Annotated in this window: 12 protein-coding genes; 6 read left to right on the forward strand and 6 right to left on the reverse strand. The window is 72.2% G+C overall.

The window, feature by feature from the left end; genetic code table 11:
- Positions 1–23 precede the first annotated feature (23 nt).
- Together Sdagh_RS04905 and Sdagh_RS04910 are read right to left on the reverse strand one after the other, a co-directional pair.
- The gene (locus Sdagh_RS04905) at positions 24–1061 is read right to left on the reverse strand and encodes a 3-dehydroquinate synthase family protein (RefSeq protein WP_189422089.1); all 1038 of its coding nucleotides are present in this window, start codon (positions 1059–1061) and stop codon (positions 24–26) included.
- Positions 1058–1816 carry a hypothetical protein gene (locus tag Sdagh_RS04910; RefSeq protein ID WP_190077811.1) on the reverse strand — a complete coding sequence of 253 codons (759 nt, stop codon included), beginning with the start codon at positions 1814–1816 and terminating at the stop codon, positions 1058–1060. The genes Sdagh_RS04905 and Sdagh_RS04910 overlap by 4 nt, the downstream gene beginning before the upstream one ends.
- 246 nt (positions 1817–2062) lie before the next feature.
- Between Sdagh_RS04910 and Sdagh_RS04915 the strand changes: the two genes are divergently transcribed.
- Both Sdagh_RS04915 and Sdagh_RS04920 read left to right on the forward strand, forming a co-directional pair.
- Entirely contained in the window at positions 2063–3235 is a 1173-nt protein-coding gene (locus Sdagh_RS04915; RefSeq protein WP_190077812.1) for a 3-deoxy-7-phosphoheptulonate synthase, read from the forward strand.
- Positions 3236–3345: 110 nt separating this feature from the next.
- The gene (locus tag Sdagh_RS04920) at positions 3346–4821 is read left to right on the forward strand and encodes an MFS transporter (RefSeq protein WP_190011061.1); all 1476 of its coding nucleotides are present in this window, start codon (positions 3346–3348) and stop codon (positions 4819–4821) included.
- Between the two features lie 105 nt (positions 4822–4926).
- On the opposite strand, the gene Sdagh_RS04925 is transcribed toward Sdagh_RS04920, so the two are convergent.
- Positions 4927–5700, reverse strand: coding sequence for a thioesterase II family protein (locus Sdagh_RS04925; protein WP_189422085.1), 774 nt, complete (start codon positions 5698–5700; stop codon positions 4927–4929).
- A gap of 287 nt (positions 5701–5987) precedes the next feature.
- On the opposite strand from Sdagh_RS04925, the gene Sdagh_RS04930 reads away from it, so the two are divergent.
- The 3 genes from Sdagh_RS04930 to Sdagh_RS04940 all read left to right on the forward strand — a co-directional run bounded on the left by Sdagh_RS04930 (position 5988) and on the right by Sdagh_RS04940 (position 9680).
- Positions 5988–7394: an FAD-binding oxidoreductase gene (locus tag Sdagh_RS04930; protein ID WP_372478411.1), complete on the forward strand. Its 1407-nt coding sequence runs from the start codon at positions 5988–5990 to the stop codon at positions 7392–7394.
- Positions 7395–7473: 79 nt separating this feature from the next.
- On the forward strand, positions 7474–8364 hold the full coding sequence (locus Sdagh_RS04935) for an ROK family protein (RefSeq protein WP_229879877.1): 891 nt from the start codon (positions 7474–7476) through the stop codon (positions 8362–8364).
- Between the two features lie 14 nt (positions 8365–8378).
- Positions 8379–9680, forward strand: a complete 1302-nt coding sequence (locus Sdagh_RS04940; RefSeq protein ID WP_190077813.1) for a methylmalonyl-CoA mutase family protein — start codon at positions 8379–8381, stop codon at positions 9678–9680.
- A 68-nt stretch (positions 9681–9748) separates the two neighbouring features.
- Here Sdagh_RS04940 and Sdagh_RS04945 read toward each other — a convergent pair whose 3' ends face one another.
- On the reverse strand, positions 9749–10378 hold the full coding sequence (locus Sdagh_RS04945) for a TetR/AcrR family transcriptional regulator (RefSeq protein WP_226534581.1): 630 nt from the start codon (positions 10376–10378) through the stop codon (positions 9749–9751).
- Between the two features lie 85 nt (positions 10379–10463).
- Between Sdagh_RS04945 and Sdagh_RS04950 the strand changes: the two genes are divergently transcribed.
- Positions 10464–11396, forward strand: coding sequence for an aldo/keto reductase (locus Sdagh_RS04950; RefSeq protein WP_190077815.1), 933 nt, complete (start codon positions 10464–10466; stop codon positions 11394–11396).
- Positions 11397–11755: 359 nt separating this feature from the next.
- Here Sdagh_RS04950 and Sdagh_RS04955 read toward each other — a convergent pair whose 3' ends face one another.
- Both Sdagh_RS04955 and Sdagh_RS04960 read right to left on the reverse strand, forming a co-directional pair.
- Positions 11756–11899, reverse strand: coding sequence for a hypothetical protein (locus Sdagh_RS04955; RefSeq protein ID WP_189422081.1), 144 nt, complete (start codon positions 11897–11899; stop codon positions 11756–11758).
- Positions 11900–12019: 120 nt separating this feature from the next.
- The gene (locus tag Sdagh_RS04960) at positions 12020–15241 is read right to left on the reverse strand and encodes an AfsR/SARP family transcriptional regulator (RefSeq protein WP_190077816.1); all 3222 of its coding nucleotides are present in this window, start codon (positions 15239–15241) and stop codon (positions 12020–12022) included.
- Between the last annotated feature and the right edge of the window lie 63 nt (positions 15242–15304).

Raw genomic sequence — 15304 nt, forward strand, 5'->3', positions numbered from 1 at the left:
CCCGGCCGCCCCCGGGTCCCGTCTCAGTCGCGGTCCATCCCCGCCAGGCACTCCTTCACCACGGCCTCCGGAACGCCGGGGACCAGCTCCGCGCCGGCCGGCCCGTCGAGGACGAAGGCCAGGCCCCCGAGCGCCTTCTTGTCCAGCTTCATCAGGCGGACCAGCGCCTCGTCGTCGACGCCCGCGGGCAGCCGCCAGGGCAGCCCGTAGTGCCGTACGACGGCGAGGTGGTCCTCGATCCGCTCCGGGCCGATGCGGCCGAGCGCCCCGGCGAGCCGGCCCGCGAACACCGTGCCGACGGCCACCGCCTCACCGTGCCGCAGCCGGAAGCCCGTCTCCACTTCGAGGGCGTGCCCGAGCGTGTGGCCGTAGTTGAGCAAGTGCCGCAGGCCGGTGTCCCGTTCGTCGCAGGAGACGATCTCCGCCTTGCGCCGCACGCTCGCCGTGATCTGCTCGACCGTGGAGAGCCGACGCAGGTCGCCGGCGCCGATGAAGTGGCAGCGGGCGATCTCGCCGTAGCCGTTGAGCCACTCCCGCTCGGGCAGGGTGCGCAGGTAGTCGGTGTCGCACAGGACGGCGCTGGGCTGCCAGTACGCGCCGACGAGGTTCTTCCCCTCGGGCAGGTTGACGGCCGTCTTGCCCCCGGTGCTGGCGTCCACCTGGGCGAGCAGCGAGGTCGGCAGATGGATGACCGGAACACCCCGGTGGTAGAGCGCGGCGGCCAGGCCGACGGTGTCGGTGGTGGTCCCGCCGCCGCAGGAGACGACCACGTCGCCCCGGCTGAGCCCGGCGTCGGCGAACTGGCGGCACAGGTTCCCCACGGTCTCCAGCGTCTTGCTCTGCTCCCCGTCCCGCGCCTCGATCACGCGGTGGGGCACCCCCGGGTCCGGCACCCACTCAGCCGGGCGCGCGGAGACGACCACGGCACGCGAGGCGCCGACTCCGGCCACGCACTCGGCCAGCAGGTGCCGGGTGCCGGCGCCGATGTGCACGTCGTAGGAGCGCTCCCGCAACTCCACCCGGACACGGGAGCCCGCCTCGCGCGTCGCCGGGGCGCTCATATCCGGCCCCCGGACGCGGTGGCCGGCAGCCGTGCGGGCCGTGCGGTCAGCTCGTTGCGTACGGTGAGCGCCGCCGCGGCACCCCAGGCGGGAGGTATGCCGAGCCGGTCGTGCGTGGCGCCCGCGTGGTGCAGGAGCAGGTACGGCTCCGGCAGGCCGCCGGCCGGACCCCGCCGCAGGACCTGCCGCGTGCCCTCCAGGTAGGCATGCCGGGCTTCCGACCGAGGGTGCGGCACCGTGGCCGCCCGCACGTCCGCCTCCACGGCCAGTTCCTCCCGCCGCCTCGGCGGGAGTGCCGCGCTCCAGAGCTGCCAGCACTGGAAGAGGAACCCCGGCCCGGCGTCCTCGGGGAGCAGCCCGACGAGGTCCCGCAGGTGGGTCACGCCCAGCCGGAACGCCTCCTCCGGGTCCGGCGCGCCCTCCGGCAGCACCGCCAGGGCGAAGGCGGTGGACACCGCCGCGAGTTCGTCCGTCACGTCCCGGCCGCTCTCAAGCGCCTGGTCGGCGGTGCGCCGGACGTCCTGCCGCACGGCGAGCCGCCACGGCGGTCCGGTCCGCGCGCGCAGCAACTCCACCACCTCCGGACGGGCCCGGGGATCGCAGTCCACCCAGGCGTCGACCGCCGGGCCCGCCGGGCCGTCGGCGCGGGAGAAGAAGAAACAGGCTCCGGGGGCGGCCGACCGGAGGTACCGCGCCAGGCGCGGCAGTACGGGGGGCAGGGACGTGGCCGCCCCTGCGGCGCCATACAGGCGCACGAACAGCCATTGACGCGCCAAAACGATCCACCTCGATCTTCGCGGGGCCGGTCCTGGACGTCGCCGATCCTAGGGATCACGGTGACCGGAGGGCAATTGACGAAGGCCCCCGGAGCCGTACCGGAGAAAGTGAGGGAGTGGTTAGGGGTACTGCTAGGGGTTCGCCCCTGCCGTTTCAATGACCCTATGCATCCGACTGTTCAGACGGACAATGCGGCCGAGGAACAATCCGGCCTTTCCCGAGAAATGCGTGACCGGATTTCCGAGGCCCTGGGCAGGCCGGCCGCGCAGCAGCCCCCGTGGCCCGACCCGGAGCAGGTGCGCTCGGTCTCCGCGTTCCTGGCGACGCTGCCCCCGCTCGTCACTCCGGACCAGGTCCGGAGGCTGCGCGGGGACCTGGCGCAGGTCGCCCGGGGCGAGGCCTTCCTGCTCCAGGGAGGGGACTGCGCCGAGACCTTCGCCGGGAACACCCCGGACCACGTCCGGGGCACCGTCGCCACCCTGGGGCGGATGGCCGCGGTCCTGGCGGACGAGGCGGGGCTGCCCGTGATCACGGTCGGCCGGCTGGCCGGTCAGTACGCCAAGCCGCGTTCCCGGCCCGTCGACGGTCTGGGGCTGCCCGTCTACCGCGGCGACATCGTCAACGCGGCGGCCCCCGACGCGGGGTCGCGCGTCCCCGACCCCGTGCGGATGATCGAGGGCTACCGCAACGCCCGCGCCACCCTCGGCATGCTGCGCTCGGGGCACCCCGCCGACGTCTACACGAGCCACGAGGCCCTGCTCCTCGACTATGAGCGCGCCCTGCTGGTGACGGACCCGGACGAGCCCGGCCGGCCGTACGCGGGCTCGGCGCACTTCCTGTGGATCGGCGAGCGCACCCGCCGGCCCGACGGCGCGCACCTCGCGTTCGCCGCGCTGCTCGCCAATCCGGTGGGCGTGAAGATCGGCCCGGGTACCCGGCCCGACCAGGTCGCCGAGTACGTCGAGCGGCTCGACCCGGACGGCGAACCCGGACGGCTCACCCTGATCAGCCGGATGGGCAGCACCCGGGTCCGGGACGTGCTCCCGCCCCTCGTCGAACGGGTCGCCGCGACCGGCCGCCAGGTCGTCTGGCAGTGCGATCCCATGCACGGCAACACCCGTGAGTCGGCGATCGGCTACAAGACCCGGCACCTGGACGACATCGCCGACGAGATCGAGGGCTTCTTCGCGGTGCACCACGCGCTCGGCAGCCACCCGGGCGGGGTGCACCTGGAACTCACCGGGGACGACGTGACCGAGTGCCTCGGCGGTACCCGGGGTATCACTGCCCATGGCCTCACCGGACGCTACGAGAGTCTCTGCGATCCCCGGCTCAACGCCGACCAGGCGATGGAAGTGGCCCACCGCGTGGCGGCGCTGTCGAAGGGCCGGACGTGAAAGGCACACCGATGTGTCTGTGGCACAAAGAAGTGCCTTCTTCCGTTCCCCGCCACGGGCACGCATCATGGCTGCTGTAACAAACGGTGCACTAATGGAGGCGACCGGAGATGGGCCAGCCCGCCCTGCAAAAGAGTAAATCGCCGTGGCTGACGATCAGCGTTCTGTGCCTCGGCCAGTTGATGATCGTGCTCGATCAGAACATCGTGAACGTGGCACTTCCGGCGGTACAGCGGGGGATCGGCTTTTCCTCGGAAAATCTGGTCTGGGTCGTCAACGCCTATGTCATTCCGTTCGGCGGCCTGCTTCTCCTGGCGGGACGACTCGGTGACCTGATCGGCCGTAAGGTCGTTTTCCTCACGGGTGTCGGGCTGTTCAGCCTCGCCTCGCTGCTGTGCGGGTTCGCGTCCAGCGAGGCGACGATGATCCTGTTCCGGTTCATCCAGGGCATCGGCGGCGCCGTCGCCTCCGCCTGCATTCTCGGCATGGTCGCGACCACCTTCTCCGAGCCGCGCAAGGTGGCGCAGGCCATCGGCGCCTACAGCTTCGCCTCGGCGGGCGGCGGCGCGGTCGGACCGCTGCTCGGCGGTGTGCTCACCGACACGCTGAGCTGGCACTGGATCTTCTTCATCAACGCCCCGATCGGTGCCGTCCTCATCCTGGTCGGTCTCGGCCGGATCGAGCGCGACCGGGGCCAGGGGCTGAGCAAGGGGACCGACTTCCTCGGCGCCGTGCTGGTCACCGCGGGCATGACACTGCTGGTCTACACGATCGTCGACGCCGAACAGGCCGGCTGGGGCTCGGCCCAGACGCTGCTCCTCGGCCTGCTGTCGATCCTGCTGCTCGTCGGCTTCGTCGTGCGCCAGGCCACCGCCGCGCAGCCGCTGCTGCCGCTGGGCATCTTCCGCTCCCGCAGCCTGACCGCGGCGAACATCGTGCAGTTCATGATGATCGCGGGCATGTTCGGTCTGCTCTTCTTCGGCACCCTGTACGTCCAGCGCGTGCTCGGCTACAGCTCCCTGGAGGCGGGCCTCGGATTCGTGCCGATCGCGGTCGTGATCGCGGGTATCTCCCTGGGGCTGTCCGCCCGGCTGATCACCAAGTTCGGGCAGCGCCCGATGCTGTTCACGGGCCTGGTCCTCATCATCGCGGCCTTCGTGATGCTCTCGTTCGCCCGGGTCGACGGCACCTACGTGGTGGACTTCCTGCCCGCCAGCCTCTTCATGGGCGCCGGCTTCGGTCTGGCCGCCCCGGCGATGATGGGGCTCGGCATGTCCTCCGTCACGCCCGAGGAGTCGGGCATCGCCTCCGGCCTGTTCAACACCACCCAGCAGGTCGGCGGCGCCATCGGCCTCGCGGTGCTCAGCGCGGTGGTCAGCTCCCGCACGGACGACCTCACGGCCGCGGGCAAGGCCGAGCCGGACGCGCTGCTCGGTGGTTATCACGCGGCCTTCCTGCTCGCCGCCGGGTTCGTGCTGCTGGCCCTGGTCATCGGGGCCGTCATGCTCGCGAAGAAGGAGCCGGAGCGCCGGCAGCCGGCCGGCGGTCCGACGGACGCCTCCGAGTCGGACCTCGTCACCGGCTGACCGGCCCCGCCGGCCCGCGGCCCGCACCCGGCCGCACCGGTCGCACACGGCGGAGGCCGGGACACCGTCCCGGCCTCCGCCGCCGTCCGTCCGCCGCCCGGCCCGTCAGGGCAGCAGGCGTTCCAGGTTCTCGGTGATGGTCCGCAGGACCGCCGCCTGCTGGTCCTCCAGGTAGAAGTGACCGCCGGGGAAGGTGTGCACCTCGCAGCCGCCCGAGGTGTGGTCGCCCCAGGCGAGCGCCTCCTGACGGGTGGTGTGCGGATCGCTGTCCCCGACGAGGACGGTGACCGGCGCACCGATCCGGACGTCCGTGCCCCGCCGGTACCGCTCGACGGCGCGGTAGTCGCTGCGCAGGGTGGGCAGGATCAGGTCGAGCAGTTCCCGGTCCTGGAGGATGCGGGAGTCGGTGCCGCCCAGCGCGCGGATGTCCTCGATGATGCCGGCGTCGTCGCGGAGATGGACGTGATCCTCCCGGAAGCGGCTCGGGGCACGGCGTCCGGACGCGAACAGCACCACCGGCCCGGCGCCCCCCTCCCGTTCCATCAGCCGGGCCACCTCGAAGGCCACCACGGCGCCCATGCTGTGCCCGAAGAGGGCCACCGGCCTCCCGGACCCGACGACGCCGGCCCGCGTCAGCGCGGCGTGGGAGCGGCGGGCCAGTTCGCCGATGTCGTCGATGCAGGGCGTGTGCCGGCGCTCCTGGCGGCCCGGGTACTGGACGGCCGTGACCTCGTACGACGGAGCGAGGGCGGTGGACACCGGGGAGAAATAGGGAGCGGAACCGCCGGCATGCGGGAAGCAGACAAGACCTGCCCGGCTTTCCGGTGAGGGATGGTAACGGCGTATCCATTCGTTCGCTTCGATGGCAGAGAGAGTCATGCGCGTCCTTCCGGGAATCGTCACACCGCGGCTAACGTCGCATGTATCCGAGCAGTCGGCAAGCTTCGATCGGTAAGCCACTTGAGGGGGTTTATAGGGGTTCCTTTCCCTGCTTCGCGGTCCTTACGGTTCGGGGGGTTACCGAAGGGACGGATAGTATGCCGAGCAGGAGAACTCTTCTCAGGGTCGCAAGCGGACTGGCCGCAGCCGCCACGACCGGAGCCATATCGTCAGCGGCTTTCGCCGGCGCTGTTTCGGGCACCACGGCTCCGAATGACTGGGATGCCCTGGAGAATGCGCTCGACGGGGAGCTGGTACGCCCGTCCGACGGCAATTACCAGAACGCCAAGACCGTCTACCTCGGCGAGTTCAGCGCCGTGAATCCCGCGGGCGTCGCCTACTGCCGGACCGTGGCGGACGTCCGCACGTGCCTGTTGTTCGCACAGCAGCACGGAGTGGAAGTACGTACTCGCAGCGGCGGTCACAACCTCGCCGGCTGGTCGACGGGCGAGGGCCTGGTCATCGACCTGTCGGCCTTCGACCACGTCGGCGTCGGGAGCCGGAGCGTCCACGTCGGCCCCGCGGTGAAGGCCATCGACGCGCTCACCGCACTGGAACCGTACGACCGTCAGATCGTGACCGGGACCTGCCCGACGGTGTGCCCCGGCGGGTTCGTCTCCGGCGGCGGTGTCGGACACCAGACACGCAAGTACGGCACCGCGTCCGACCGGCTCGTGTCGGCCAAGGTCATGCTCGCCGACGGTCGGCTGGTCACCGCTTCGGCCACCGAGCGGCCGGAGCTGTTCTGGGCGCTGCGCGGTGGCGGCGGCGGCAACTTCGGCATCGTCCTGGACTTCGAGGTCCGCCCCATCGAGCAGCCGCGCGGGGTCTTCTTCCACACCGAGTGGCCCTGGGACAAGGCCCAGGAGGTGCTGGAGGCGTGGCAGGAGTGGAGCGTCGCCGGCCCGTACGACCTCGGTTCCGCCCTGCTGGTGGTCCTGCCCGACGCCGCCTCGGGGAACATCCCGACCATCACGATCAGCGGGGCCTACTGGGGGCAGCGGAGCGCACTGGAGAACGAGCTGAACGCCATGGCCGCCGAGGCCGGCACCGCGCCGGTCACCAAGGAGGTCGCGGAACTCTCCTACGGCGACGTGATGCGCCGGGTGTACGGCTGCGGAGAGCTGACCACCCGTGAGTGCCACCTCGTGGGCCAGAACCCGGACGCCGCACTGCCCCGCAACGGCGTGCTGCGCGAACGCACCCGGATCTACGACCGTCCGGTGACCGGATCGGTCCTGGCGGACGCACTGGCCTTCTACGACCGGGAACGGTACGCCGGGCAGACCCGCCTGCTCAGTTTCACCGCGACCGGCGGCCGGGCGAACGAGACGAGCCGGACCGAGACCGCGTACTGGCACCGCACCGCCCAGTTCATGACCGGCTTCGCCGCGATGACGTCGTCGGCGACGCCGCCCGCGGACGACGAGGCCGCCATGGTCGACTGGGTGGACCGGGGATCGCGCATCATCGAACCGGCGTCTACGGGGGAGGCGTACATCAACTTCCCCGACCCGCGTCTCTCCGATTGGAAGCGGGCGTACTACGGCGACAACTACGCCAGACTGCTGCGGGTGAAGACGTCGTACGACCCGGGCAACGTGTTCCACCACGGTCAGAGCGTGGGCAGCTGACCCGAGGAGAGGAGGCGGCATCAGTTACCTCGGTATCGACATCGGCGGGACGAAGGTCGCCCTGCGCGTCGAGGGCCGCGTGGACGGCGCGGGCGCGCTGGAGGACACGTTCCGGTGGCCCGCGGACAGCGATGCCGCGGCGGACATGGACCTGATCGCCGAACGGGTCCGGGCGCTGCTGCGGAACGACCCGGCACCGCTCCGGGGCGTCGGACTGGCCGTGCCGGCGGTCTGCGGCCCGGACGGTACGGTGCTCACCTGGCCCGGACGGCCGAGCTGGGTCGGTCTCGACCTGACGGCCGCCGTCGGCCGGGTGTTCCCGGACACCCCGTCGGTGTTCGCGGACGACGGCGACCTCGCGGCGCTGGCCGAAGCCCGGGAAGCGGGCGTCGCGAACCTGCTCTACCTCGGCGTGGGAACCGGCATCGGAGGCGGTCTGGTCGTCGGGGGACGGTCGTGGCCGGGGCCGGCCCGGGGGTCCTGCGAGGTCGGGCACCTGCTGATCGACCGCGACGGACCGAGATGCGACTGCGGACGCCGGGGCTGTGTGCAGGCGGTCGCCTCCGGGCCGGCCACCCTGCGCCGCGCCGCGGAACTGCGCGGCCGGGAGACCGACTTCCCCGCACTGGTGGAGGCGTTCGCTGCCCGCGAGCCGTGGGCCAGGGCGGCGGTGGACGAGACCGCCGCCGCCCTGGCCCGTGCCGCGGTCGGCATCTGCGAGCTGGCCCATCCCGAGGTCATCCGCGTGGGCGGTGGTTTCGCCGCGGGCCTGCCCGCACTGGTGGACTCGGTCGCCGAGCGGGTGAGGGAACTGGCCCGGCCCGGTGTCCCGCCGGTCGAGGTCCGGCCGGCCGCCCTCGGCGGACGGTCCTCGCTCCGGGGGGCCGTCCTGCTCGCCGAGGAGACCTTCGGGACGGCGCACCGGGCCGGTGCCGCCGCTGTCGTCGAACACCCGCGGCCCCGTGGCTGAAGGGACAGTGAGTGATGCCTCGGAGCCGCCGACGCGCGGAGCCGGACCGACGGGTCCCGCCGGTCCACGGGCCGGAGGAGCCGGGCGGCCGGGACACGGCGGAGCGGCAGGCGGAGCGCCGGTACGCCGGTTCCGGCACGGCGACGGCGTCCAACGAACGCTACCGGCAGCTGATCGGGCAGGGCGTCAGAGGGCTGTCGGTCGCGTTCGACCTTCCCACCCGCAGGGGGCACGACTCCGACACGCCGCGCGCCCGCGGTGAGGTCGGCAAGGCCGGCGTGGCGGTCGACTCCCTCGACGACATGCGCGTCCTCTTCAGCGGCGTTCCGCTGGACGGAGTGTCCACCTCCCTGACGATCGACGCGCCGGCGGCCCTGCTCGTGCTGCTGTACCAACTGGTGGCGGAGGAGCAGGGCGTCGCCGTGCGCCGCCTGACCGGCGCCGTCCGCAACGACGTGCTGGCGGAGTACATCGCGCGCGGGGCGTGCATCTTCCCGCCCGGGCCGTCGCTCAGGCTGACCGCGGACGTCTTCACGTACTGCCGGGCCGAGATGCCCGGGTGGAACCCGATCGTGGTCTCGGGCCACCGCATGGCCGAGGCGGGCGCCCTCCCCGCGCAGGAGATCGCCTTCACCCTCGCCAACGGTGTCGCCTATGTGCGCTCCGCGATCGCGGCCGGCCTGGACGCCGCCGAGTTCGCGCCCCGTCTGTCCTTCCGCTTCGCGGCCCGCACGACGGCCCCGGACGAGGCCGCGGTCCTCCGTGCCGCGCGGCGCGTCTGGGCGCGTGTGCTGCGCGAGGAGTTCGGCGTCGAGAACCCGCGTGCGCGGATGCCGCGCCGTCCCGCCCGGGTGCCGGCCCCGGCCCGCGCGACGGGCCCGACGGCCGCGGTGGTCCCGCTCGCCGGCTCCGACGCCGTGAGGGAAGCGGCCGACGCCCTAGAGGCCGCCGCCCTGGAACTGCTGCGGAAGGTCGAGGACCTCGGCGGCGCGGTCGGCGCCCTGGAACGAGGTTTCCAGATGGACGACATCGAGCGTGGTTCCGGCCGCGCCGCCCGCGGGACCGGCTCGGGCGAACGGGACCGGGCCGACCCCGCGGTCGAGGCCCGGCAGACCGAGCGCATCGCCAAGCTGCGGGCATGGCGCGAGCAGACGCGCGTCCGCCACGCGCTCGACATGCTCAAGAAGGCCGCCGAGAGCGACGTCAACGTCCTCCCGCCCATGAAGGACGCCTTGGCCGCGCACGCCACCGTGGGGGAGGTCTGCGGCGCCCTGCGCGAGGTGTGGGGCACGTACCGGCCCGGCGACGCCGGGTGACCCGCCCGGGAGCGGATCGTGGCTGACGGGCGGGCGCCGGACGGTACCCCGCCCCCCGGGCCGGAGGGTCACCGCGGCCGGGGGGGCGTCTCCGGCCGGGGGAGCCGCGCCCGTGGCCGTACCGCATCCGTGAGGAGGTCGAGCAGGCGGTCGGTCCGCTCCCGGGAGGCGCCGTCCGCGACGGCGAGGAACACGCCGACGAGCATCGTGGTGACGTCCTCGGGGTCGGCGTCCGCGCGGAGGGTGCCCTCCGCGGCGCCCCGTTCGAGCATCGTGGCGAGGATGGCGGTGACCCGCTCCCGGGAGGGGGCGGCGATGCGTCCGGAGGCGATGCCGGCCCGCAGGGTGTCCATCATGCCGCGCTTGGTGGCGACGAAGGCGGCGTAACGGCCCGTCCAGGCCCGCAGGGCGACATCGGCGGGGTGCCGGTCGAGGAGGACGGGGGCGCTCGCGGTGACGGCGTCGAGTTCGGCGGCGTAGACGGCGTCGACCAGGTCCTCGCGGGTGGGGAAGTGCCGGTACAGGGTCCCGATGCCGACACCGGCCGCGCGGGCGACGGCCTCCAGCGCGACCGGGCCGTCGGCCGCCGCGAAGGCCGCCTGGGCGGCGGCGACCAGCTTGTCGCGGTTGCGCCGGGCGTCGCGGCGGACCGGCCGGCCGGCGGGCTCCGGCGGGGGCGGGGGCGTGGCGCGTGACAAAGCGGAGGCTCCTCCGGTAGTGCTACGGTGGGTGGAACGGAGGTTCCTCCGTTTCCCCTCCATCCTCCCACGGGAGTACGCAGCCATGACATCCGAACCCACCTTTGGCGCCGGGCCGGCCGCGCGCCCGCAGGACACCGGTGAGCTGGCGGGACGCGCCGTCGCCCGCGTCGGCTACGGCGCGATGCAGCTGGAACGCCTGCGCGACGACCGCCCGGCCGCCGTCGCCCTGCTGCGCCACGCGATCGACCTCGGCGTCGACCACGTCGACACGGCCCAGTTCTACGGCGACGGCTTCGTCAACGACGTGATCCGCGAAGCCCTCCGCCCCGGCGACGACGTGCTGGTCGTCAGCAAGGTCGGCGCCGTCTCCGACCCCGGCGGCCCCTTCCCGCTGCGGCTGGCCCAGCGGCCCGAGGACCTGCGGGCGAGCGTCGAGGCGAACCTCACCGCCCTGCGGACGGAGCGGATCCCCGTGGTCAACCTCCGCCGGGTGGACTCCGGCATCACCATCCCCGTCCCGGACGACCAGGTGATCCCCCTCGACGACCAGCTCGCGGAGATGCTCGCCCTGCGCGACGAGGGCAAGATCGGCGCGATCGGGCTGAGCAGTGTCTCCCTGGACGTCCTGCGCCACGCCCTGCCCGCCGGCATCGTGTGCGTGCAGAACGCCTACAGCCTCGTCGCCCGCGACGACGAGGACGTGCTCCGGCTCTGCGCCGAGGAGCGGATCGCCTGGGTGCCGTACTTCCCGCTGGGCGGCGCGTTCCCGGGCCTGCCGAAGGTGACCGACGAACCGGCCGTGCGCGCCGCCGCCGAACGCCTCGGGCACACCCCGGCACAGATCGGGCTGGCCTGGCTGCTGCACCACAGCCCCCGCACCCTCCTCATCCCCGGCACCGCCGACCCCGCCCACCTCGAAGCGAACCTCGCCGTGGCCGCGATCACCCTCGACGAGCAGGCCCGCACCGCCCTCGACGCGATCCCCACCCGCCCGGTGGCTGGCCTCGGCCACTGAGCCCCGCGTGGCCCCCCATGGCGCCGGTCGTCCGTGGATCTCCGTGACGTACGACTCCGGAGCGCACCTAGCGGGCTTCGGAGTTGCCGCGTGGAACGTGTGGGGGAACCAGTAGGGCTTCATCCGCGGTGTCGGCGAGGCCGTCCACCGCTTCTGTCCGACGGTGGTCGCCCACTTGGACCACCCGGCCTCCCGCAGGGGCGAGCCGGCCCGTGTGTGACCGCGGGACCTGCTGAAGGAGGGTGGCTTGTGAAGCCACCCTCACCTGTGATCCCGGTGGGGATTTCTCCTCCGGTCAGGGGTATGACCGGTCATGGGACGTGGCGGCTCTGTGCGCCGACCCGTCCTTGATCAGTTGTTCATATGATGATGCAGCGATTTACGCTGACCGTCACGGCCGAAGCGGACGGGGTCGCCGCGGCGGCGCCGGGAGCCGACAGCAGGACGATGCCCAGGGCCACGAACAGGGCTGCTCCGGACGCCCGGTAGTGCTTGTTGCGCACGTGCTGGTGCCTTCCCCTCCAAGGGTGATCTTGATGGCGAGGAAGTTACCAGGTCGAGGGCGAATATCGAAAACGCGGCCTACGGTCGCCAGTACGAGCGCCGGCCCCTGGAATTGTTGCTCATTTAAGCAACTCGGTCGCCCCGCCGATTCCCGCCAGGCGCTCGCTTATCGCCGCCGCCTCGGCGGGATTGCGCGTACGTGTCATTTCGAACGTGCGTCTAAGCAGTGTCCGCGCCGCCACGACATCGCCTGACGCCAGGAGGACCTCGGCCAGGCTCCGCTGCGCCTGTACGGCTTCGTCCATGTCCTGCATGCGGTCGGCCAGCGACACCGCGGCTTGGAGGTGATCGCTCGCGGACGAGAGGTGTCCCATGGCCAAGTACGCCTGACCCAGGCGGCGTCGGGCCTGCGCCTCCTGGTGGGTGGCGCCGAGATCCCTGGCGATGCCGAGCGCGTCCGTGAGGTGGCGGACCGCCTGCGCCGTGTTCCCCGCCCTGCGGTGTGCGTCGCCCATCCCGATCAGGGTGTCGGCCTGGCTCTTCCGGTCCCCGACTGTGCGGAATTCCAGGAGTGTTTCCTGATATAGCGCCATGGCCGTGGTCGTGTCGCCCGACTCTGTGAGGGCGTCGGCCAGCCCTCCGCGTACGGTTGCCCGGTCGTGTCGACTCCCGGCCTCCTCCAGAAAGCGGAGGGATTTCTGGAAGGCGCGACGCGCGGACTTGAGGTCACCGGCGCGGGTGAACAAGTCGCCCAGGTTGTTCAGTGCCTTGCCGAGCGATGTGTAGTCGCCCGCTTCCTCGAATCCGGAAAGCGCTTCCTCGAAGTGTTCCCTGGCGCGCTCGTGTTCTCCCAGGAACAAGAGGGTCACCGCGATGTTGTTGTACCCCCGGGCCCGTTCCCAGGGGTCACCTGAGGTCGCCGTCAGGCCGAACGCCTTCTGGAACAGGACCAGGGCGGTACGGTGTTCGCCCAGGTGCCAGTGCAGGGTGCCGAGAACACGCAGGGCCTCCGCCTCCGCGTCCGTGTCCTGGACGGAGCGGGCGATCCGCAGAGCGCGGTCACCCGTCTCGGCGGCCTCCTGATAGCGGCCGGTATGCGCGTGCAAGGCGCTGAGCTGGGACAGGGCGCGGCACAGGGCGGTCAGGTCGTCCACCTCGGACCAGTGGTCCACGGCGGGGCGCAGGACGCTCTCCGCCTCGCTCCAGAGGCACTCCATGTCGAGCAAGCCGGTCATGGCGTAGGCCAGTGCGGCGGCGGTCCCCGGCCGGCCGTGACGGCGCGCCAGAGCCTCCACGGCCATGAGGTTGGCGCGCTCGGCGGTGAGCCAGGCCCGTGCGGCACGCGCGTCCGGCCAGTGCGGCACCTGGTTCTGCGGCAGTCCGTCGGGCAGACGCGTCCTCAGCCGGCGGGGGTGGGCGATCCGGTCGGCGTGGTGGACGGCGGCCGTGTAGAAGTCGATCAGGCGCCGCAGGGCCGCCGACCGCTCCGGCTCGCCGTCCTCCGCGAGGGCCTTGGATCGCGCGTACTCCCGTAGAAGGTCGTGGTACTGGTACCGGTCCGGTGTCGGCTCGCGGACGAGGTGCGAAGCAAGCAGCGACTCCAGCATCCGCTCCGTGGCGGTCCGTGGCAGGTCCAGCAAGGCGGCTGCCGCCTCCGCCGTGAAGTCCTGGCCCGGATGGAGGCTGAGGCGACGGAACGTGGCCCGGTCCTCGGCGGAGAGGGTGTGGTACATGACGTCGAAGACGCGGGTGACGTCCTGATCGGCGTCCCGGATCTCGTCCAGTCGGCCTTCGGGGCGGGCGAGACGGTCGGCGAGCGTGGTGAGCGTCCACGACGGATGGGCGCGAAAGCGGCTCGCCACCAGCTCGATCGCGAGCGCGAGGCAGCCGCACAGCCTGACGATGCGCGTCAACTCGCCGAAGTCCTCGGTCCGTTCCGCACCCGCGAACTCGCGGAACAGGGCGATGGCGTCGTGGTCGGGCAGGACGTCCAGCAGTATGTGCCGCGTGAGCGGCAGACCCGTGAGGTGGCGCCGGCTGGTGATGATGGTCAAGGAGGAGGAACCCCCCGGCAGCAGCGGCCGGACCTGCCGGGAACTCGCCGCGTCGTCGAGCACGATGACGACCCGGCGGTCGGCGAGCATGGTCCGCCACAGGGCGGTGCGGCCCTCCAGTTCGAGGGGAATGGTGTGCGCCGGAGTGCCGAGCAGCCGTAGCAGAGTGGCCAGCGCGGCCTCCGGTTCCACCGGGCTCCCATCAGGAGCGTGGCCACCGAGGTCCAGATAGAGCTGTGCGTCCGGGAACAGCTCGGCGAACTGGTGCGCGCCGTACACGGCCACGGCCGTCTTGCCCACGCCCGCCATCCCGCTGATCGTACTGACTGACTCCAGGGTGACCGCCGTGCCCCCTTGCGCCGCCGCTTCGGCCGCCGACCTCAGCGCCTCCAGCTCTGTGCGACGGCCCACGAGAGGGGGCTGATGAGGCAGATTGCGAGGTGAGCGTGGCGCCGCACGGGAGATCCCGTCGAAGGGCGCGCGCGAGGGCGGGGCGGTGTGGTGGGACGGCTTGCTGTCGCGTACGAGATCGGCGATGGGCACGCGGTCGAGAATCCCGCTGTGGATACGGGTCAGCTCGGGACCGGGACGCGAGCCGAACTGCGCCATCAGATGGTGGCGGATCTCCTGATGCACACGGAGCGCCTCGGTGTACCGGTCGGCACCGTAGAACGCCAGCATGAGTTGGCCGGCGAGTGTCTCGTCGCCCGGGTGCCGGTCCAGGAGGGCGGACAGCTCGGCGGCCGGTTCGGCGAACCTGCCCAGCCGCAGGAGGGAGGCCATCCGGGAGACCGTTGCGGCGAGCCGGCGCTCACCCAGCATTCTGCGCACGGTCTCGGCCCACAGTCCGGGCAGACCGGCCAGCGCTTCGCCCTGCCAGAGCCGTTCGGCCTCTTCCAGCAGTCCGGCCGCCCGTTCGTCCTCCCCTCGGGACACGGAACCGCCCGCCCTCGTCACCAGCAGGTTGAAGCGGTGCCAGTCCACGGTGCCGGAGGCGGTTTCCAGCGTGTAGGTATGCGCTCGGTTGACGATGCGCGGCGCGCCCTCGGCGGAGGGGCCGATGAGACGCAACCGTCTGCGGACCCTCGAGACGTAGGTGTGGATGTTCGCGCGGGCCTGCGGCGGAGGATCACCGTCCCACAGGCGGTCCACCAACGCGTCCAGGGCGACCGGGCGGCCGGACTCGAGTGCCAGGGAGGCCAGCAGAGCCCGTTCCTTGTCCGAGCCGAGTTCCACGCGTCGGCCGCTCACCCGGAGGCCGACCGGGCCCAGTAGCTGGAGTTCCAATCAGTGCCTCCCGCGGATCTTGGTCGTACGCCGAGGCATGACGGCGGGCAACGGACGCGGCAT

It is taken from the genome of Streptomyces daghestanicus (assembly GCF_020521275.1).
Taxonomy (GTDB): domain Bacteria; phylum Actinomycetota; class Actinomycetes; order Streptomycetales; family Streptomycetaceae; genus Streptomyces; species Streptomyces griseoviridis.

Bases quoted from the DNA above. Each gene is read 5' to 3' on its own strand.
- Sdagh_RS04905 (WP_189422089.1), bottom strand. From the start codon at position 1,061: ATGAGCGCCCCGGCGACGCGCGAGGCGGGCTCCCGTGTCCGGGTGGAG.
- Sdagh_RS04915 (WP_190077812.1), top strand. From the start codon at position 2,063: ATGCGTGACCGGATTTCCGAGGCCCTGGGCAGGCCGGCCGCGCAGCAG.
- Sdagh_RS04920 (WP_190011061.1), top strand. From the start codon at position 3,346: ATGGGCCAGCCCGCCCTGCAAAAGAGTAAATCGCCGTGGCTGACGATC.
- Sdagh_RS04925 (WP_189422085.1), bottom strand. From the start codon at position 5,700: ATGACTCTCTCTGCCATCGAAGCGAACGAATGGATACGCCGTTACCAT.
- Sdagh_RS04940 (WP_190077813.1), top strand. From the start codon at position 8,379: ATGCCTCGGAGCCGCCGACGCGCGGAGCCGGACCGACGGGTCCCGCCG.
- Sdagh_RS04950 (WP_190077815.1), top strand. From the start codon at position 10,464: ATGACATCCGAACCCACCTTTGGCGCCGGGCCGGCCGCGCGCCCGCAG.